Origin of the sequence: Paenibacillus sp. FSL H3-0469 (genome assembly GCF_038051945.1) — a bacterium.
Classification (GTDB): domain Bacteria; phylum Bacillota; class Bacilli; order Paenibacillales; family Paenibacillaceae; genus Paenibacillus_AQ.
This window is the reverse complement of the sequence record NZ_CP150302.1, coordinates 6,776,092-6,795,953: the sequence shown is the minus strand read 5'-3', so window position 1 is coordinate 6,795,953 and position 19,862 is coordinate 6,776,092. Positions and strand designations below refer to the sequence as shown.

Annotated in this window: 19 protein-coding genes; 5 read left to right on the top strand and 14 right to left on the bottom strand. The window is 50.7% G+C overall.

The features are described from left to right. Positions 1–98: 98 nt before the first annotated feature. Entirely contained in the window at positions 99–944 is an 846-nt protein-coding gene (locus tag NSS83_RS29500) for a PRD domain-containing protein (RefSeq protein WP_341187879.1), read from the bottom strand. A gap of 265 nt (positions 945–1,209) precedes the next feature. Between NSS83_RS29500 and NSS83_RS29495 the strand changes: the two genes are divergently transcribed. After that, entirely contained in the window at positions 1,210–1,458 is a 249-nt protein-coding gene (locus NSS83_RS29495; RefSeq protein WP_341347044.1) for a hypothetical protein, read from the top strand. Positions 1,459–1,560: 102 nt separating this feature from the next. On the opposite strand, the gene NSS83_RS29490 is transcribed toward NSS83_RS29495, so the two are convergent. From NSS83_RS29490 to NSS83_RS29455, 8 genes are all read right to left on the bottom strand, one after another. Continuing rightward, the gene (locus tag NSS83_RS29490; RefSeq protein WP_341187877.1) at positions 1,561–3,429 is read right to left on the bottom strand and encodes an ABC transporter ATP-binding protein; all 1,869 of its coding nucleotides are present in this window, start codon (positions 3,427–3,429) and stop codon (positions 1,561–1,563) included. Further along, a complete protein-coding gene (locus NSS83_RS29485; RefSeq protein ID WP_341187876.1) occupies positions 3,426–5,195 on the bottom strand; it encodes an ABC transporter ATP-binding protein in 1,770 nt (589 codons plus the stop codon). Before NSS83_RS29485 ends, NSS83_RS29490 begins: the two co-directional genes overlap by 4 nt. 735 nt (positions 5,196–5,930) lie before the next feature. Then, positions 5,931–7,328 (bottom strand): Fe-S cluster assembly protein SufB, encoded by a 1,398-nt coding sequence (gene sufB, locus NSS83_RS29480; RefSeq protein WP_341187875.1) that lies wholly within the window; start codon positions 7,326–7,328, stop codon positions 5,931–5,933. A 42-nt stretch (positions 7,329–7,370) separates the two neighbouring features. Continuing rightward, complete coding sequence (sufU, locus tag NSS83_RS29475; protein ID WP_341187874.1) at positions 7,371–7,787, bottom strand: Fe-S cluster assembly sulfur transfer protein SufU; 417 nt, start codon at positions 7,785–7,787, stop codon at positions 7,371–7,373. After that, entirely contained in the window at positions 7,774–9,000 is a 1,227-nt protein-coding gene (locus NSS83_RS29470) for a cysteine desulfurase (RefSeq protein WP_341148910.1), read from the bottom strand. The genes sufU and NSS83_RS29470 overlap by 14 nt, the downstream gene beginning before the upstream one ends. Further along, on the bottom strand, positions 8,997–10,298 hold the full coding sequence (sufD, locus tag NSS83_RS29465; RefSeq protein WP_341187873.1) for a Fe-S cluster assembly protein SufD: 1,302 nt from the start codon (positions 10,296–10,298) through the stop codon (positions 8,997–8,999). The genes NSS83_RS29470 and sufD overlap by 4 nt, the downstream gene beginning before the upstream one ends. A 25-nt stretch (positions 10,299–10,323) precedes the next feature. Continuing rightward, positions 10,324–11,106, bottom strand: coding sequence for a Fe-S cluster assembly ATPase SufC (sufC, locus tag NSS83_RS29460; RefSeq protein ID WP_341187872.1), 783 nt, complete (start codon positions 11,104–11,106; stop codon positions 10,324–10,326). 149 nt (positions 11,107–11,255) lie between these two features. Next, a complete protein-coding gene (locus NSS83_RS29455; protein ID WP_341348781.1) occupies positions 11,256–12,293 on the bottom strand; it encodes a nitroreductase family protein in 1,038 nt (345 codons plus the stop codon). Positions 12,294–12,482: 189 nt separating this feature from the next. Between NSS83_RS29455 and NSS83_RS29450 the strand changes: the two genes are divergently transcribed. Next, positions 12,483–12,962 carry a MarR family transcriptional regulator gene (locus NSS83_RS29450; RefSeq protein WP_341187871.1) on the top strand — a complete coding sequence of 160 codons (480 nt, stop codon included), beginning with the start codon at positions 12,483–12,485 and terminating at the stop codon, positions 12,960–12,962. 76 nt (positions 12,963–13,038) lie between these two features. Here NSS83_RS29450 and NSS83_RS29445 read toward each other — a convergent pair whose 3' ends face one another. Next, on the bottom strand, positions 13,039–13,500 hold the full coding sequence (locus tag NSS83_RS29445) for a Dps family protein (RefSeq protein WP_036692784.1): 462 nt from the start codon (positions 13,498–13,500) through the stop codon (positions 13,039–13,041). 277 nt (positions 13,501–13,777) lie between these two features. Further along, on the bottom strand, positions 13,778–14,080 hold the full coding sequence (locus NSS83_RS29440; protein WP_341187870.1) for a DUF1805 domain-containing protein: 303 nt from the start codon (positions 14,078–14,080) through the stop codon (positions 13,778–13,780). A 213-nt stretch (positions 14,081–14,293) separates the two neighbouring features. On the opposite strand from NSS83_RS29440, the gene NSS83_RS29435 reads away from it, so the two are divergent. Continuing rightward, complete coding sequence (locus NSS83_RS29435; RefSeq protein WP_341187869.1) at positions 14,294–14,827, top strand: hypothetical protein; 534 nt, start codon at positions 14,294–14,296, stop codon at positions 14,825–14,827. Between the two features lie 86 nt (positions 14,828–14,913). Here the strand turns inward: NSS83_RS29435 and NSS83_RS29430 are convergent, their stop codons facing one another. Continuing rightward, entirely contained in the window at positions 14,914–15,291 is a 378-nt protein-coding gene (locus tag NSS83_RS29430; RefSeq protein WP_341347043.1) for a DUF423 domain-containing protein, read from the bottom strand. 168 nt (positions 15,292–15,459) lie between these two features. Here NSS83_RS29430 and NSS83_RS29425 point away from each other — a divergent pair, with 168 nt between their 5' ends. Then, positions 15,460–15,915: a hypothetical protein gene (locus tag NSS83_RS29425; protein WP_341347042.1), complete on the top strand. Its 456-nt coding sequence runs from the start codon at positions 15,460–15,462 to the stop codon at positions 15,913–15,915. A gap of 85 nt (positions 15,916–16,000) precedes the next feature. Here the strand turns inward: NSS83_RS29425 and NSS83_RS29420 are convergent, their stop codons facing one another. Then, the gene (locus NSS83_RS29420) at positions 16,001–18,277 is read right to left on the bottom strand and encodes a copper amine oxidase N-terminal domain-containing protein (RefSeq protein WP_341347041.1); all 2,277 of its coding nucleotides are present in this window, start codon (positions 18,275–18,277) and stop codon (positions 16,001–16,003) included. Between the two features lie 199 nt (positions 18,278–18,476). Next, the gene (locus NSS83_RS29415) at positions 18,477–18,905 is read right to left on the bottom strand and encodes a hypothetical protein (protein WP_341347040.1); all 429 of its coding nucleotides are present in this window, start codon (positions 18,903–18,905) and stop codon (positions 18,477–18,479) included. A gap of 172 nt (positions 18,906–19,077) precedes the next feature. Here NSS83_RS29415 and NSS83_RS29410 point away from each other — a divergent pair, with 172 nt between their 5' ends. Then, a complete protein-coding gene (locus NSS83_RS29410) occupies positions 19,078–19,722 on the top strand; it encodes a methyltransferase domain-containing protein (RefSeq protein ID WP_341187864.1) in 645 nt (214 codons plus the stop codon). Positions 19,723–19,862: the final 140 nt, after the last annotated feature.

Sequence of the window (19,862 nt, the reverse complement as noted above, 5' to 3'; positions counted from 1 at the left end):
TCAGGTTTTGCCTGCATAACCAGTTACACCCTGACAGATGATATGAAAATATATGAAATATTGTAGTCTTACGTATGTTATGTGTTACATGTTACGTGTTACTCCAGGTTATTGCGTTCAGTTACACGCTGAATGTGAATCGTCAAATAGACATATTCGTCCTTGCTGAGGCTCTGACCATGCGATTTCTCCAGATATTCATTGATCTTGCCTACGCATTCGAAAGCCTTGACATAGGTAACTCTCACCTGGTTGTACAGGAACTCTTCCCCGCTATTATTGGTCTCCTTCTTCAGCACCCGCATGGAAAAATACTGCAGATGGGTCAGGAACCGCGAGTAGTTAAGTGAGGTCTCGTCCAGCACCACCTTATAATGATAGGTAACGATGTTCAGAATATTCTGAACGATCTCTGTCATCTTGATCGTCGATCTTACCTCCGTGCCATCCATCCTGGCATTGACCAGGTGAAGGGCAATGAATCCGGCTTCATCCTCACCCAGCGAGAGGCCGGTGGTCTGTTCAATCATCTTCAGGGCATCCAGCCCGATCCCGAATTCCTTCCGGTAAAAGCGCTTGATCTCAAACAGCATCGCATTCTTCAGCTGAATCCCCTTCTCAAAACGCTCCAGCGCGAAATGGATATGATCCGTCAGCGTAAGATAGAGATTATCGTTCAGCTCCGTGTGCAGCACTCCACTCGCGTAGGTGACGATGCTGCTGGCCAGCTCCAGGTGAGCTACGGGAATATCATTCAGCAGTTCAGTTAGCCGGGCGGTGAATTCATTCTCGTTCAGCAGAAAAATCTTATCCACCTTAGCAGGATCAACATAATCCCCCGCCACCTTATTGAAGGAAATTCCTCTGCCCATCACAATAACCTCCTTGCCCTTCTGGTTCTTGGTCAGGAGCACATTATTGTTCAGCACCTTCTCGATAATCATCTCTATTCACCTCCTGATGTGTAGTTTGTACAAAAAAAGCCTAAGTTGATCCCAATATCATTCGTAAAATGATACTCGCATCAGCTTAGGCATTGCCCGCGTTACCGGTCACAATCCTGTATTACTGCTATTGTAGCATAAATAAAAGCGATTTCAAGAACTTTATTTATTCTAAAGATCTGAATATTCATATTAGGCTTCATTCCGGTTTGAAACCGGCTCTCGAGGGCCACGCTAATAGCAGACAGTAATCCAAGGAGGAGATATGATGCTTGCGGTTCATCAGCGCCTTGCCGAGTTATATACCCTGAGTCTGAAGCGTCCGCTGGCTCCGGCAGAGCAAGACGAGCTTCAGCACTGCCTGCATGTCAACACCGTTTACTGCTGGGAAATGGCCCGTCTCCATATCGAAGCCCTGCTGGCAGCGGATACTCATGATACCGGGTGGCAACAAGAGATCAGCGCGCAGCTGCTGGAGGTCCGGGTAAGCGGGAAGCCGGGGAAAAGGTCTTGATGGAAAGGAACTCAGCGCGCCACCTATACTTTCCAGCACATAAAAACAGCAGCCCATCCCCACATCGGGGCCAGGCTGCTGTATCTGCTTCTACAGGTGCTTCTATAAGAAGCGGAACTGTGCTTCAATTAAACCGTTATAAATGCCGTCATGCTTGGTCAGCTCGGCATGATTGCCTTCTTCCTTAATCTCGCCGTGATCCAGCACTACAATCTTATCCGCATGACGGATGGTCGAGAGCCGGTGGGCGACGATGAAGGAGGTCCGGCCTTGAAGCAGCAGCTTCAGCGCTTCCTGAATCTTGATCTCCGTCTCTGTATCGATGCTGGCGGTCGCTTCATCGAGGATCAGAATCCGCGGATCGGCCAGCAGCGCCCGGGCGAAGGACAGCAGCTGGCGTTGTCCCATGGACAGTGCGCTTCCCCGCTCCTCGACTTCGGTATCATAGCCGGCAGGCAGCTTGACGATGAAATCATGGGCGTCTACGGCCTTGGCGGCCGCTTCAATCTCTTCGTCCGTAGCATCCAGCCGTCCGAAGCGGATGTTGTCGCGGATCGTTCCCGAGAAGATGAAGGTATCCTGTAAAACAATCCCGATCTGTTCGCGCAGACTCTGGAGGGTAACATCGCGGACATCCCGCCCGTCAATGGTGATGCCGCCGCTCTTGATATCATAGAACCGGCCGATCAGGTTGATGATCGTGCTTTTGCCGGAGCCGGTATGTCCTACGAGAGCAATGGATTGGCCTGCCTGGACATCCAGGTTAATGCCCTTAAGGGCCGCACGGCCCTTCTCATATTCAAACACAACATTATCGAAGTGAATATCTCCCTTAATCTTGGATAGCGGGGTCGCTCCCGGTTTATCCTGAACCGCAGGCTGCTCATCGAGATACTCGAAGATCCGCTCGGAGGAAGCCATTGCAACCAGCAGCTGATTGTACATCTGTCCCAGCCGGTTGATCGGGTCCCAGAAGTTGCTGACATAACTGCTGAAGGCAACCAGGAAGCCAACCGTAAGCTCTCCCGACTGAATCAGGTAAGCCCCGAACCAGAAGAGAATCATCGTTCCGAAGCCGCCGGTGACTTCAATGATCGGACCAAACGCCTGGTTCATGGCCGAGGCCTTGTTCCACGATTTCCGGCTGTCCATATTCATGGCATCGAAATAATGCATGTTCTCTTCTTCCTGAGTGTAGGCCTGTGTGACACGGATCCCTTGAATGGACTCATTCAGATGGGAGTTGATCCGCGAGTTCTTCATGCGCACATCCTGCCAGGCAATTCGGATTCTCTGCCGCAGCTTGGTCGAGATCAGGAACATAATAGGCACCGTAATCATCACGGCCAGCCCCAGCTTCCAGTTGATCAGCAGCAGAATAATCATAATACCGAACAGCTGCACACAGTCAATCATCAGATTGACGACCCCGTTGGTGAACAAATCCTGCAGCGAGTTGATATCATTGGTCACCCGGACGAGGACTGATCCGGCCGGACGTTTATCGAAGAAGTTGAAGGACAGCTTCTGGATATGCCGGAACAGGTCCGAGCGCAGGTCATAAATCACCCGCTGGCCGATCACATTCGTATATTTGATCCGGTATACGCCGGCAATCCATTGAATCAGATACAGAATGATAACACTGGCTGTTAATGTGTAGAGCAGCGTCAAGCTGGTGTTTCCGTCTTTTGGAGCAATCGCTTTATCAATCGCCATACTGGTCAGGAATGGAACTGTCAGCTTGGTAATCGTACCCAGAATCATCATAATTGAGACCAGCGGCAGCATCTGTCTTGCATATGGCTTCATATAGCTGAATAAGCGGGTGAACTGCTTCCAGTCAAAAGCCTTGTCAATCACATCATCGTCTTTATAGATAAAACGTTCTTCAAGCGTCTGTTCTTCAACCTTACTGTTGTCGGTATTTAATACACCGTCAGCAGTCTGCTTGGAGGTCTCAAGACTCATGCCGGATCACCTGCCTCTCGTCCGTTATCCCTGGCTAAATAATCGGCGTACTGAATCCGGTACACATCCTGATAAGGCCCCGGGACCGCGATCAGTTCCTGATGGGTGCCTTGCTGGACCATTCTACCTTCATTCATGACAATGATCTGATCGGCATGGCGCAGGGAGGAGATCCGATGGGCAATAATCAAGGTCGTCCGTCCGCGCATAACCTCCTGGAAGCCGGCCTGAATCTCATGCTCCGTCTCCATATCTACCGCACTGGTCGCATCATCCAGAATAAGAATCCGCGGATTCTTCAGCAGTGCGCGGGCGATGGCAATGCGCTGCTTTTGACCGCCCGAGAGACCCATCCCGCGCTCCCCGACTACGGTATCGTAGCCTTCCGGCATCTCCATAATGAAGTCATGCGCTTTTGCCAGCTCGGCGGCACGGATGATCTCATCCATGCTGACATTCTTCAGTCCATAAGAGATATTATTGCGGATTGATGAGGAGAACAGAAAGGTCTCCTGGAACACCGTCGATATTTGCGAACGCAGACTGCGGACCTGGAATTCGCGGATATCCACACCGTCGAGCTTGATACTCCCCTGATTCACATCATAGGCACGCATCATCAGCTGGGTAATCGTGGATTTACCGGACCCCGTTCCGCCAAGGAAGCCAATGACCGCACCGGGCTCGGCATGGAAATGAATATCCTTGACTGCCGGCATTTTGTTTCCGTAAGCGAAGGTGACATGGTCGAACTCCACCTCTCCCTTCACTTCAGCTGCAACAAGCTCGCGGGCATTCTCTTTATCTTTTACATGAATCTGCTGATTTAGCACTTCCAGCACACGTTCGCCGGAGGCTTTCGACTGGGTATAGTTGTTGATGTGGAACCCAAGTCCCCAGACCGGACCGATGATGTACCAGATCAGGCTGAAGAACGCAACCAGCTCACCCAGCGACATCTGCTTGTTAATAACCAGTGTACCGCCGACACCCAGCAGAATAGCTACACTGACCGAAGCCAGCAGTTCCATGAACGGGAAGAATTTACTCCACAGCTCGGCCGCAAAAATCTGATTATCTTTATAACGTTCATTACGGTGTGAGAATTTCTCAACTTCGTAGGCCTCTCTGGCAAACGATTTGACCGTTCTTACCCCGGTGACATTCTCCTGTACAGCCGTTGTCAGGGAACTTAACGCCAGGCGCATCTCCTGAAAGGCCGGATGAATCTTGGATTCAAATCTGAGTGCAACTACCGCCAGAAACGGCATTGTGATCAGAGTAACCAGCGTCAGCTGCCAATTGATGGTGAACATCATAATGGAGCCGAACAGAACCATGAAGAACACATTCAGCAATTGGGCAAATCCGAAGCCGATGAACATGCGGATTGCTTCCAAATCCCCGGTCAGCCGGGACATCAGGTCACCTGTCTTCGCCGTATCATAATACCGGAAGGACAGAAATTGCAGCTTCTCATAACAGGCATTGCGCAGCCGGTAAGCCAGGAAATTCCCCAGCCGTCCGCCGAAAAATCCATGGGCAAACTGCAGGCACGCCTTGACAATAATGACAGCAAGCACACTGAGAGCGAGTACGGGCACCTCAGTAAACTTTAGGGGAACAATAACATCATCGATCAATCTCCTTAACAAATTGGGGGTTATAAGCCCCACTGCAGTTGCGGCCGCCAAACATACAATCGACAGAATCAGATAGTGCAGCTTCTCCCGATAAAAGCCCCGCAGTTGCCTGAGAACATCCATATCTCTCCTCCTTAAAGCTTTACGAAGTAAAGCTGGCTCCGTAAGCATAAACTTAGCTTTACGAAGTAACCTCCTCGTAAGCATAAACTTAGCTTTACGAAGTAACCTGCTCCGTAAGCAAGAACTTAGCCTCTAAATATCGCACCGTAAGCCAGCTTTTTTAGCGCTTCCAATTTAGTGACTTTAAGCAGTTTATCATCCCTAATTTAATGCGGCAAAGGGGAGAAACCACCGTTTTCCCTCTTTTTTCGGAATAAACAGGGCTTAAGCAGGGGCTAAAGGACGCCCGTCGTTTTAAATGCTGCTATTTCCTCGCAAATACTGCTCAATTAAGATATAGCAAGATTCAACGACGCGAAGCAGCTTTTTGGAAGCCTAATAAAAGGTATTTTATGTATTTTCATTGCGTAATGGCCTCTGAAGAGGACTGAAATTCCGCTAATCGGGAAAATCAGCAGTATTTACTCAGCAAACGGACTCAGGTTCCTTTATTTCACAGACCGTCCCTGTTTTAACATCTCTAAAGACAATATAAGGGAAACTCAGTCCGTTTCAGCACCAATATGAGCTTTTTTGAAGAAATAAGAGCTTCTCAGTCCGCCTCATCCCTACTACAGAAAAAACTCAAGCAGCCCTAATAAAACACAAAAATGCCCACAGACCTTTGACCAACCTGCATCAAAGTTCTGTGGACACTCACTAATTATAGGTTTGAGTATTGGAGGAAGCTTCCGGTTACCCGATACTGCCTTCCATTTCGAACTTGATCAATCTGTTCATCTCGACCGCATATTCCATCGGCAGCTCTTTAGTGAACGGCTCGATGAAGCCCATGATAATCATCTGCGTGGCATCGGCTTCGGAGAGACCGCGGCTCATGAGGTAGAATAGCTGCTCCTCAGATACCTTGGAGACCGTCGCTTCATGCTCAAGCACAATGTTATCGTTCATGATCTCATTGTAAGGAATCGTGTCCGAGGTGGACTCGTTATCCAGAATGAGTGTATCGCATTTGATATTGGATTTCGCACCTTCTGCCTTGCGGCCGAAGGAGGCGAGTCCGCGGTAAGTAACCTTGCCGCCGTGCTTGCTGATCGACTTGGAGACAATCGTAGAGGTGGTGTCTGGTGCCAAGTGAATCATTTTGGCGCCTGCATCCTGATGCTGGTCCTTGCCCGCTACTGCGATGGATAATACAGAACCCTTTGCTCCACGGCCCTTAAGCACCACTGCCGGATATTTCATCGTCAGCTTGGAGCCGATGTTGCCGTCTACCCATTCCATGGTAGCATTCTCTTCAGCAACCGCACGTTTGGTAACGAGGTTATAGATGTTCGGTGCCCAGTTCTGGATGGTTGTATAACGGACACGTGCATTCTTCATACACAGAATCTCAACCACGGCGCTGTGCAGCGAGTTCGTGCTGTAGATCGGGGCAGTACAGCCTTCAACGTAATGCACGAAGCTGTCTTCGTCTGCCAGAATCAGAGTACGCTCGAATTGTCCCATGTTCTCGGAGTTGATGCGGAAGTAAGCCTGCAAAGGAACTTCACACTTCACACCCTTCGGAACATAGATGAAGCTGCCCCCTGACCATACAGCACTGTTAAGTGCGGCGAACTTGTTGTCAGCAGGAGGAATGATCGTACCGAAGAACTTCTTGAACAGTTCCGGGTGATCACGCAGCGCGGAATCCGTATCCGTGAAGATAACACCCTGATCTTCAAGGTTCTTCTGCATGCTGTGATAGACTACCTCTGATTCATACTGTGCAGAGACACCTGCAAGGAACTTCTGCTCCGCTTCCGGAATCCCCAGCTTGTCGAAGGTCTCCTTAATCTCGGAAGGAACTTCCTCCCAGGTCTTGCCCTGTTTCTCGGAAGGTCTTACGTAATATTGAATATCCTCGAAATCCAGATCGTCCAGATTGCCGCCCCATTTAGGCATAGGCATCTTGCGGAATTGCTCCAGGGATTTCAGCCGGAATTCCAGCATCCATTCCGGCTCGTTTTTGATCGCGGAGATTTCCCGGACGATTTCTTCCGTGAGTCCTTTACCAGACTGAAATATCGACTTGTGCTCGTCACGGAACCCATACTGGTATTCCTCCATATCAGGCGCTTTCTTAGCCATGGTGTCAGCCTCCTTGAGTGTAATGTTATTGATGAGCTTTTTTTACGTTTCTATGCCTTTGCGAAGCGCGTTCCAGGCCAGAGTGGCACATTTGATCCGCGCCGGAAATTTATTTACACCGGACAGGGCTTCAATATCTTCGTAATCTCCGAAATCTGCTTCCTCACCCTTCATTAGAGAGGAGAAGCTGTCGGCCATCTCAAGCGCATGCGCTACTGTCTGGCCTTTGACCGCTTCCGTCATCATCGAAGCCGACGACATGCTGATCGAACAGCCTTCGCCGCTGAAACGGGCGTCCTGGACAACGCCATCCTCCACCTTAAGCTGAAGCGTAATACGGTCGCCGCAGGTAGGGTTATTGAGCTCGATCTTAAGTACGTCGTCTTCAAATGAGCCGCGATTCCGGGGATTTTTGTAATGATCCATAATTACGCGTCTATATAAGTCATCCAAGTTCATAGCTGAAATACTCCTTTGCCTTAAGTAAGGCTTGAACCAGTGCGTCTACATCCTGCTCTGTATTATACAGGTAGAAGCTTGCCCGGGCGGTGGAGCTGACCTCCAGCCAGCGCATGAGCGGCTGGCAGCAATGATGCCCCGCTCGGACAGCCACGCCTTCCGCATCCAGCACGGTGGCCACATCATGCGGATGGACATCACCCAGGTTGAAGGTGACTACCCCCACCTGACGGTTGCGGGGACCATAGATCGTCAGATCACTGACCTCTGACAGCCTCTGCTCCGCATATGCGGCAAGCTGCATTTCGTGGCGGTGGATCTCATCCATCCCGACCTCCTGGAGGAAATCAATCGCTGCCCCTAAGCCGACGGCACCTGCAATAATCGGTGTTCCGCCTTCGAACTTCCACGGCAGCTCCTTCCAGGTGGACTCATACAGCCCGACATCATCGATCATCTCGCCGCCAAATTCAACCGGCTCCATAGCTTCCAGCAATGCCTTCTTGCCATAGAGAGCCCCGATACCCGTAGGCGCAAGCATCTTGTGCCCGGACAAGGCGTAGAAATCGCAATCCAGGTCCTGCACATCTACCTTCATATGCGGTGTGCTCTGTGCCCCATCCACAACGATTACTGCACCGTTCCGGTGGGCAATGGCTGCAAGCTCTTTGATAGGATGGGTAACCCCCATGACATTGGATACATACGCTATGGCTACGATCTTCGTCCGGGCAGTAATCGTCTGCTCGGCATCCTCCAGCGTAATCGTCCCGTCCTTCTGCAGCGGCAGGAATTTCAGGGTGGCCCCGGTGTTCTTGGCCAGCTGCTGCCAGGGAATGAAATTGCTGTGATGCTCCATCTGGGTGATCACGATCTCATCCCCTTCCTTCAGGACGGAAGGACCGTATGAGGAAGCTACAATATTGAGTGCGGTCGTTGTCCCGCGTGTGAAGATGATTTCCTTCACACTGCGGGCATTAATGAAGTTCTTCAGCTTCTCGCGGGCGCCTTCATACGCATCGGTTGCCCGGCTCCCCAGGGTATGTACCCCGCGGTGTACGTTGGCATTATCCCATTCATAGTAAGACTTGACCGCCTCAATGACCTGGCGCGGCTTCTGTGAAGTGGCCGCACTGTCCAGGTAGACGAGCGGATGGCCGTTGATCTTCTGGTTCAGGATGGGAAACTGCTCCCGGATCTGACTGCTAATCATTGGCCTAACTTCCTTTCCACAAGAGATTGGAGCTGATTGCGCAGTCCCTCCAGTGGAATTTGCGACACAACAGGTGCAAGGAAGCCGTAAATGATCAGTGTTTCTGCGTCATGCCGCGATAATCCCCGGGACATCAGGTAATAGACTTGCTCGTAATTGACCTGTCCTACGGAAGCGGCATGGCCTGCGGTAACATCATCTTCATCTATAAGCAAAATCGGGTTGGCGTCTCCGCGCGCTTTGGGGCTTAGCATCAGAACCTTCTCTGTCTGCTGTCCGTCAGCTCTGGTAGCGCCCTTCTCGATCTTCGTAATTCCGTTAATAATCGAGGTTGCTGAATCCCGCATAACAGCACGGGTAATCATATCACTCGGTGTATTCCGTCCGAAATGCTGCGCCTGTGTAGTATAGCTCAGCTTCTGCGAGCCGGAGCCTACAGCAATGACCTTCGCATCTGAGCTTGAGCCATTACCCTTAAGCACCGACTTGGTATCGCTGGCCGTATCGCCGTAGTTCATCTCACCGATGATCCATTCAATAGTACCGTCATTCTCCACAACGGCGCGGCGGTAAGTAATATCTGTAGTATCCTGTCCGAGCTGATGTACCGTAGCGTATCTCACTGTAGCGCCAGCACCGACGAAGACCTCAACCGCTCCGTTATGCAGACCTGCTTCCGACTTATCCGATACATAGTTATCCACGTAAGTCACGGAACTATTCGTGTCGGCTACAATCAGAATATGCGGTACAAAAGCAGCTTCAGCGTCATCCGTGAGCAGCACCGCCTGCAGCGGAGTCTCGAGGATGACATTCTTCGGAACATAGAGGAATACCCCGCCGTTCCATAATGCTGCATGCAACGCGGCGATGGAGTGCTCTTCAGGCAATACTGCTTTATGCAGATAACGCTGAACAAGGTCTCCATGCTCTCTGACTGCACTCTGCAAGTCGGTGAAAATAACGCCTTGCGCAGCCAGCTCCGGAGCCAGACGGGCATACACAGCCCCTGAATTCCGTTGAATAATCAGGCTGCCTTCCTCTTGTCCTTCAATCAGCCCGGCAATAGAGGCCGGTGCATCCTGAAGTGCCGCCAGCGCCTGGCTTGGCTTGTATTCCCCATAGTTGTTGATATTCCAGCGGTCAACCCGCGTCTTCTCCAGCTTCGGCAGATCAAGCTCAGCGGCAAGACCCAGAGCCTTCAAGCGGCTGTCCTTCAGCCAGCCCGGTTCGCCGCTGCTCTGCGACTGTGCGCTGAGCTGCTGGGCGTCCACGGGAAGTATGGTTTGCGTCGTCATAAGTGGTTTCCTCCTCCCAGCGTTTCTAAGCTTCTTGTCCTACAGTTTCGTCTTCAATGCCGAGCTCTTCCTTGATCCATTCGTAACCTTCTGCTTCCAGTTTCTGTGCCAGCTCAGGACCGCCGGATTTCACAATCCGTCCCTGCATCATGACATGCACATAGTCAGGCTTGATATAGTTAAGCAACCGCTGATAGTGGGTAATAACAAGGAATCCGCGTTCCGGGCTGCGCATGGAGTTCACGCCGTCGGCAACAATTTTGAGGGCATCGATATCAAGGCCGGAGTCAATTTCGTCAAGGATGACGATCTTCGGGTCCAGCATCATCATTTGCAGAATCTCGTTACGCTTCTTCTCCCCGCCGGAGAAGCCTTCGTTCAGATAACGGTGCAGGAATTCAGGATTCATATCCAGCTCCTTCATCTTGGCTTCCATCAGCCGGATGAAACGGATCAGCGAGATTTCACTGCCCTCTTCACGGCGGGAGTTGATCGCACTGCGCAGGAAGTCGGAATTTGTTACTCCGCTGATTTCACTCGGATATTGCATCGCCAGGAACAATCCGGCACGGGCGCGTTCATCCACTGCCATCTCCAGCAGGTCTTCGCCTTCGAGTACAGCGGTGCCTTCTGTAACCTCATACTTAGGGTGTCCCATCAGCGCTGAGGCCAGCGTACTTTTACCAGTACCGTTCGGGCCCATAATCGCGTGAATTTCTCCGCCCTTCATCTGAAGGTTAATCCCCTTCAGAATTTCTTTTCCTTCAATCGTCGCTTTCAGTCCCTCAATGACAAATTCTGCTGCCATAATTATTATTCCCTCCATTGATCGATTTGCGAAATCAGAAAGTTGTATTGTCACAGGTTAACCCTGATTACAAGCATTTAGATTTTTTATCACATTGTAATTATTATAAAGTGAATCAGGATGATTATCAATGATTCTCACTAATTTTATTACAAAGGTCCGGTTTTTACAAATGAATTCAGCTCTATTCTTACTTCTGGATGTAAAGCTCTGGATTCTGGACCTCTTTTGTACCCGCCCAGTTCCAGCACAGCAACGATCCGCTCCAGCGGACGAAGTCCAAGTGCCTTATACCGTTCCCGTTCATACACCCATTCCGGAATGTGGCGGCGTACCTGCCACGGTTCAGATTTGGCCAGAAGCTGAAAATTCTGGACGAGACAGCAGACTGCGGCATAATCCTCCTGCTGCTTATGAGGATCGGCTTCTTCTGTGGCTACAACCAGAAGCAACGGCAGCACAATCTGCTCCTCTACGGAGCTGAGTTGACGGGCAACTTCGCCGCCGGTTACATAGATAAACCGCCACGGCTCCCGCATGCCGTCATTCGGTGCCCAGACTGCTTCGTTCAGCAGCTTCAGTACGCTTTGTGGAGCAGGCAGAGCGGAATTTGCAAGCAAGCTGCCCTCCTCACCAATGATAGTCCAGCTTCGCTCAGCCGGCGTTCTTTTCCGCCCCTTTGGTGCTTTGTCAAAGTAGCCGATTTCCAGAATTCCGGCAAATCTTTCTTTTGCCCGCAAACCAATTTTCTTATAAAAGGGTTCGCTAAGCATCATTGGATCTGTATACCACAACATACCGAGCCCTTGCTCCCAGCCCAAAAGCTGGACACTCTGCATGATGCTGCATACTGCGGCATAATTGATATCCTGCTGGCGCTCCGTTTCACCGGATTCAGCAATGAATAGCAGGTGGGCCGGTGTATTTATGATTTGCTTCTTCATAAGATCGGTCATTTTGGCAGGAAGGAGCTTGGCGAGAGTGCTTCCCTTCACCTTCGCGATCATACATTCAGCCAGTTCATTCCGGGACTCGGGGTCCCCGGCAAAAAGACAGCGCCAGCGGGGTGTTCCCTCGGCCTCGTATAAAGCGGCAGCTTCATTCAGCAAAGATACAATAATTCCCTGCTCAACTGGGATATCGCTGAATCTCCTAATCGTCCGCCGTTCTCTTATGGTGCCGGACATATTCTTCACTCTCATTCCTCCCTGAATATAGCTTGGCGTATAAAATGATTTACCAGTAAACTATATTTTTAAATTCGAGGAATGTCAATCCGTTATCACAAGAGTTAAATCCGTTAATCATTTGTTTACTGATAAATAATTATGAATTAGAATAGATTTAATATATATAAGAAGGAGTGGCCTTTCCCCATGTATCCAGCCGAAGGACTTAAGCGCCTGCTGTATGACCGTTTTATCCATTTATCACATTTATCAGAAGAAATTTTTACCGCTGAGGAGAATACTTTTGCTGATCTCCTGCAGGAGCACGGGATTACGTTATCATCAACCAGTCTAACCAGCATTCATGTCCTCGATTGTATCGGCAATAACGAACCGATTAACAGTACTGCAATTGCGGACAAAATGAAGCTGTCCAAGGCGAGCATCACCAAAATCAGCACCAAGCTCCTGCAGGATGGCTGCATCAAGCGAAGCCGGATGAACGACAACAAGAAAGAGGTATACTTCAGCCTTGCCCCTAAAGGCAGACAGCTCTTTGACATCCACGCCAAGATGCATGAGCACCTTGAACAGAAATTTCTTGAGAGCATGAACTCCTTCACAGAGCCGGAGCTGCAGGCTTCCCTGAAATTCGTCCAAACGATAATTGATCAAAGTCCAAAATAACCCCACTATCAAAAAAATAAAGCCTCCCGCGGGAGGCTTGGCTTCGTCTTCTCCATTATTGGACGCTACCCGGCATTCAGCCCAGGAAAGCGCGCAGCATCCACTGGTTCTTCTCCAGATCCGTGCGGATCTTGATGAACAGGTCTGCGGTCGGCTGGTCGCTGATTTCTTCCGCCAGCTCGATGCCTTCTGTCAGTTCTTCCGCTACTGTAGCGAAATCCTCAATCAGCGCCTGAACCATACCGCGTGCATCTTCTTTGCCTGTGGCTTCCTGAATGGTAGCCAGTTCCAGATATTCTTTCATAGTTGCTGCAGGACTGCCTTTGATGCTCAGCAGGCGCTCAGCCACCTCGTCCATTTTAAGAGTAATATCATCGTACAGCTCTTCGAACTTCACATGAAGGGCAAAGAACTGCTCACCCTTCACATACCAGTGATAGTTATGCACCTTCACATACAATACGTTCAGGTTGGCAACCTGACGGTTCAGTACCTGTTCCAATGAAGCGGTGTTCACTTTGTTTGATGCTTTAGCCATGAGATGATCCCTTCCTTATCCATAGAATTTAGCCGGCTGCTTGTCCATTGTCCGGCCTTGCAGTTGTCTATTCTTCATTTACCCTTCTGCCTGGAGGGCGAAACAAGCTTGACCCCGGGCAAGCCCTCATCCCCGTCACCAGATGCAAGCTTTTGTCCTACCCCGTAGGATGAACAAAGCAGTCGCCGGTTATGCTTAATGCTACGCTTCAAAGACAGAATACAATCAGCCAAGGGGCAGGGAAGCTCCTTGGCTGACTACACCATCGCTATGCGCCTTACATCATTAGCAGCAGGGCCTCTGCACCGGACATGCCCGGCACAATTCCCAGCTTCTCCGCTTCTAAAGTTACAGACTCCAGCGGCGCGGCCAGCAGCTGAGAAAGCGTGCGTACCCCCACAGCTCTTGCCGCAATAATCTGCCGGTCGCTCAGCGTCTCATTCAGCAGTCCAATGTCCAGCGCCCCGCACATGATATATCCCTTGTCTGTACTGATGCTGAGCAGTGTAGTTTTGGGCAGCTTCACCTCAACACCCACCAGGACATGGTCGCCCACCTGCATAGGCTCTAACGTTACCATTTGCAGCACCTCCTTCTTTTCACATTCACGTTGTAGGTTATGCTTACGGTTCAAAGCGCGTGTGGACGATGGTCCTAGTTCGTAGAGAAATTGGAGGGTCAGAAGTCCTTATTTCTATGCAGGAGGGTATATAATTTCCGCTAATTTAGTGGTATAGTTTATATACTAATTTAAATTAAAGAAATCGTGACTAACGATTAAGCTGGGGGATTAATGGATAAGAAACTACAACACACCGACGGCAATTATCTATTTAATGTCGACATCCTGATTAATGCCCGAACGAACCCGCTTGCGCTGCAGTTCCTGCTTGAAATGTTGAATGCCAGCGACAAAGTCACGGATTTCAACATCAACTCCGGGCTGGAGCTTGGAAGAGCCATTGATCATCTGCTGAAGTCCGCAAAAATGTCTCTGAAGAATGACGGTTCGACAATTTCTCCCGTACAGGTGAAGTTGCCGGAGAAGCCGGCAGACCCTCCTGCAGCCAAGCCTGCGGAGAAGCCCGCCGCCAAGAGACCAGCGGCAGCACCGGTAGAAACTCCTGCTGATGTATTCGGCAAAATCAGGCAGTACATTCAGAATAACCAGCTGGTCCGGCTCCGTGCGAACCGGCATGGCAAGCAGGTGTCCATGCCCTGCCGTATTCTGAATTTTGACGAAACTGAGAATTCGCTGAGTGTATACCATGTGGACGAGAAGCAGGTCTACACATTCAAGCTTAATGAAATCGATGAATTTCTGTAAGACGAAGAAGCACCCCCTCCGGGTTCCGGGGGCGGGTGCTTCTTCGTCTTACCGTTATTGTGGTGAATATATGCTCCGGCCGCACTTTACTTCTTGCGCGAGAAAGCCTCCAAGGCGAGGCAGATCCAGCCCGCAATGAAGCATACGCCTCCAAGCGGAGTAATCGCACCGAGAACCTTGATGCCGGAAATACTGAGGATATACAAGCTGCCCGAGAACAGGATCACCCCGGCAACTATCAGCCGCCCTGCCCAGCGCAGACGGACACTTTCGCCCCATTGCCCTGCGGCAAGCCCGATAAGTATCAGAGCCAGCGCATGGAACATATGATACTGTACGCCCGTCTCGTACACCTGCAGATAGTGCTCACTTATTCTTGGCTTCAGGATATGCGATCCGAACGCCCCGATGGCAACGGACAGCATTCCCAGCAAGGCTCCCAAGCCTATCAATCTTCGTTGCATGGATACATAGCTCCTTCCCTGAGTTGAACTTCTCCTATCTTAACGTATCTGCTTCGCCTTTTACCAGCCGCATTATTCCATAGCTCATGCGCCTTGAAGACTTGCATTTAGAGCGGTGTTATGATGAAGTGGTAGTAATAACCTATTACATCTCAAGGAGTGCAGCCCATGGATTATCATTCACCTCCCAAACCGGACAACGCCGCAACCGAGTCTGCAAGATGGGGCTCTTCGGAACAAGACACGAACTCGGATCACGCATACCAGGAGAACAAACGCGACTATAAACACTCCGGCCCCGGTATCGCTTCGTTCGTAATTGCTCTGCTCACACTGGTCTGCTATGCCATTACCTTTGTGTATGTAGGGGCGCAAGCGTCTTCTCTGATGAATGAGCATAATAAACTGATTGCCGATTCGGCAGAAACGATCATGTATCTGGGCCTGACCATGCTGATCCTGGTCGCAGTGAATATCATCGGGACGGTTACCGGCATTATCGGCCTGACCCTGCGCAGACGGCGCAAGGTATTTGCTGTCATCGGCACCATCATCAACGCCGGCTTCCTGCTTCTGTTCATGCTTCTGCTATCCGTTGTGTTCGTGAATGCCGGAGCGTCCTGATAACCGCTCCACAGCAAACACAGCATATCCCCTAACCGGGACATGCTGTGTTTTTTGGTGCAACTATAGAAACAGGACTGGACGTTTAGATCTCGAACTCTTCGCTTGAATCGGACAGTCCGCCGTTCTGCACTCCAGAGTTGTTGGCTACCGCAAGCACGTATACCTTATACTTGGTGCCTTTGACAATCGGGTTACCATTAATATCTCTGGCTGCAGCCGCTATCGAGAGATTGCTTCCGTTGGGGACTGCCGATCTGTAGTAAGACGATTGCACGCTAAGGGCCTCAGCTGTACCGAAGCTCTGCTTGGAAGGGACTACGAATACCCGGTATTCGGAGATATTCGACTCACGGGCGGACTTGGTGAAGTTAACCACAACTTTACCGTTATCCATGCCATAGGTCACATTCGTCACGGAGGTGACAGGTAGCTTAGCCGATAAAGTAATGGCTGCCGATCCCTCCGACAATACGTTAGCTCCCTGATAGCTGCCGTTTCGAACAGTCAATACATATACCCGGTAGCTGATTCCCGGCTTGATGGCTGCGCCGCGTACGTCTTTGGCTGAGCTGTCGAGCACCTGATTGGTGCTGTCCCCGGATGTACCAACGGTAGTATAATTGCCCGCATTATTGGCATCTGACAAGCTAAAGCTGCTGTAATAATTCATAGGCACCACCAGAATCCGGTAATGGCTGATGTAAGATTCGTCTACGGCATGATTGAACGATACTCTCAGATCACGGCCGTCTCCATAATCGTTCACATCACTCACACTCAGATTCGATATGGCACTGAGGCCGGAGGTATTCACCAGCGTAATCGCCGGAGAAGCAGCAGATAGTACATTTGAGCCCGAATTGTTCCAGTTGCCTGCTGCGAGCACATACACTCTGTAGCTGGTGCCGTTCTTGATCAGGGAACCGCGCACATCTCTGCTGGAGGAGCTCAGAATCTGTTCGGTGTACGTTCCTGATGTGTTTACCGCCGTATAATTCGCACTGGATACGTTATTCGCATCACTTAGGCTGAAGCTGCTGTAATAGTTCGCAGGCACAACCAGAATGCGGTATTGGCTGATGTTAGTCTCGTCTGAGGCATGGTTGAAGGTAACCTTCAAATCCCGCCCGTCATTATAATCGTTCACATCGGTCACATTCAGGTTGGATACCCCTGCATTGGCGAGTGTAAGGGCCGCCGAAGCAGGTGACAGCACATTATTCGCGGCATTGCTGCTGTCAACCGCCAGTACATATACCCGGTAGCTGACACCCGTCTTGATCAGTGCTCCATCTGTATCTCTGGAGCCGGAGGAGAGATTCATGCTGATATTGTTCCCCGTCTTGTTGATCTGCGTGTAATTGCTGCTGGACACCTGATTAGCTCTGCCCAGATCAAACACCTGGGAATTCGACGCTTTGACTACGAAGATCCGGTAAGTGCTGATCTTACTCTCATCGGCCAGCTTGTTGAAGCTGACGGAGAGATCCCGTCCGTCCCCGTAATCACTGGCATCCGTTGCCTGGACGGTGCCCAATGCCGGAACAGCCTTGTTCTGCAATGTAATAACGGCAGATGCACTGGAGAGTGCGCTGGTATTATTGCCTTTGCCGACTGTCACTACATATACGCTATATCCCTGATTATTCTTAATCAGGTCACCGTCGATCGTTCTGGCGGCTGCATTCAGCTTCACAACAGGATTGGCTCCTGTTACCAGAGCAACAGAGTAGTTATAGGACCCTACTGCCAGTGCAGACGACAGATTTAGTGTGGTGCCGTTCTTGGCGATAAGCACGCGGTAGTGATCCACCAGCGATTCGTCGGCCGCACGGTTGAAGCTGACCTGCAGATCCCGGCCGTCTCCATAATCGCCGATATCCTGGGCGGTTACCCCAGATACCGGAGCCGCATTCCCACCTGCCGGAACCGGAGTGGTGATCGTTACAATCTGCGCAGCCGGATTCCAGCCGACCTCGCGGCCTAGCGCTTCACTGACGAACCGGGTAGGTACCATGGTGCGGCCCTTCAGATTCTGGCCCGGCACATCAAGACTGACTGCCTTGTTGTTGATTGTGGCAATTTTGGAGCCAATCTTCAGTACAATCGTTGTATCATTCTGAGAGGCAGTTACTGTCTGTGTCTTCTGATTCCACTTGATGTCGGCATTGAAGGCTTCAAAGATAGCCCGCAGCGGTACCATGGTCCGTCCGTTCACCATTACCGGAGGCTGATCGGTGGACAAGGTCACTCCATCAATAATAACTTTGATGGGTTTAGCTGCTGCCTGGGCAGGGGCCTGAAACAACATCGGGAACACCAACAATCCTGCTACAATCGAAATCCATAACTTTTTCACAAGCTCACCCTCCCGAAATAGGAAACATCTCTCATTTTGCTATCTCTTTGACGTAAGCCGGGCGGAAAAAGTTTCTCTCTGAACCGGTTACAAAAAAATAACCTTTGGAGCCGGTTCCAAAAACGGCAAAAAGACTGCAACAGAGAATACCCATGGGATATTCCGCCATTGCAGTCCCGGTTCCCGGCACCCTGCCGAATCAGTCCGCTTTGGTCAGACTGGACAAGACCCGCTGAATCACGACAGGATCTTTTCCGACTATTTTTTCCACATAAGTAAATACTACAGGTTCATCCATCTCAAGCCCTTCCGGCGCATCCTCTGTGCCTGCACCGAGTTCGAAGGCTGTGGGCCCTTCTTCTGTTACAATCTCCACAGAATGGGGGTCCATCTGCCCGACGTAAGTGCCTGAGCCCTGAATCTTCTCCGACTCTGCGGCTGCGGAAGGACTAGACTTAAGCACCGGACTGGCGAGAGGTACCGCCGCCGTCTGTACAGGGATGCCCGAAGAGCCTGCTGAAGAAGATTCTCCGGGGGCTCCCGCCGGGTTGTTCCCGCCGCAAGCCGTCAGGGTGAACATTAATATAGCAGTTGCTGTCATACCGGGTAGCGTACGCTCTAATCTCATGATGTGTACCTCCTCTGCTTAGTTGTGTGCTGCTTACCTTACCTAAGGATTACCCCGCAAGACGGGTAGTGTAAACTTGCCGTTACGGGCTGGGCATCAGCCGTACGCACAGAAGCGCCGGACTAATACAATACATGAAGAGCCTTATTCAGCATTTGAAGGAGTGGTATCCTTGAGAATCGATATCGGCTGCGGCCCCGGCAAAGAGTCCGGGTATTTGGGAATCGACCGCACACAGTACCCCGGGGTGGATATCGTCTGCGATATTTGCGAAGGAATCCCCCTGCCCGACAATACGGCCGAATTCGTGATGGCCAGCCGGGTCATGCCTTATGTGAACGATCTGTTTGCAGCGATGTCAGAGATTTATAGAATAAGCACGCACCAAGCGGTTGTTTGCATTCTCTCACCCTATGCCCATAGCTTCCCGCATGCCTCTAACCCTATGTTTAAGCAAAAGTTCGATGAGTATACCCCCCGCTATTTCACCGGCAGCTTCTTCCAGCCCTATCAGAGTCCGCTGTGCCCGGAGATCCCGGATTATCCCGTACCGCTGCCGCCGTTTGACTTCAGACTGCTGCGGATGGAGCTGTTCTATCAATATCCGTATGACGACAATCTGTATGATGCGGAAGAGCTGGAGGTTCTGAAGACGCTGCAGTCCAATGTCATCCATGAAATTATGTACCACTTCGCCGTCATTAAGCGGGAGATTACGGGTGAGGAACTGGAGGCAATGAGCCGGAAGGTGCTGCCTGAACCACAGGCGCTGCTAGAGCGCCGGCTTCGCCTGCAGAACAGGAAATATATGTTATAAAATTCAGATGGACATACAAGATTGCCCACAAAGGAACATAGGCTAATACAACACAAGCAAGATGGCATATCGGCTCACACAGGAGCCGGTCTGCTTTTTTTTTGAAAATAGAAGAATTTATTTGTTTCACATGATAACTT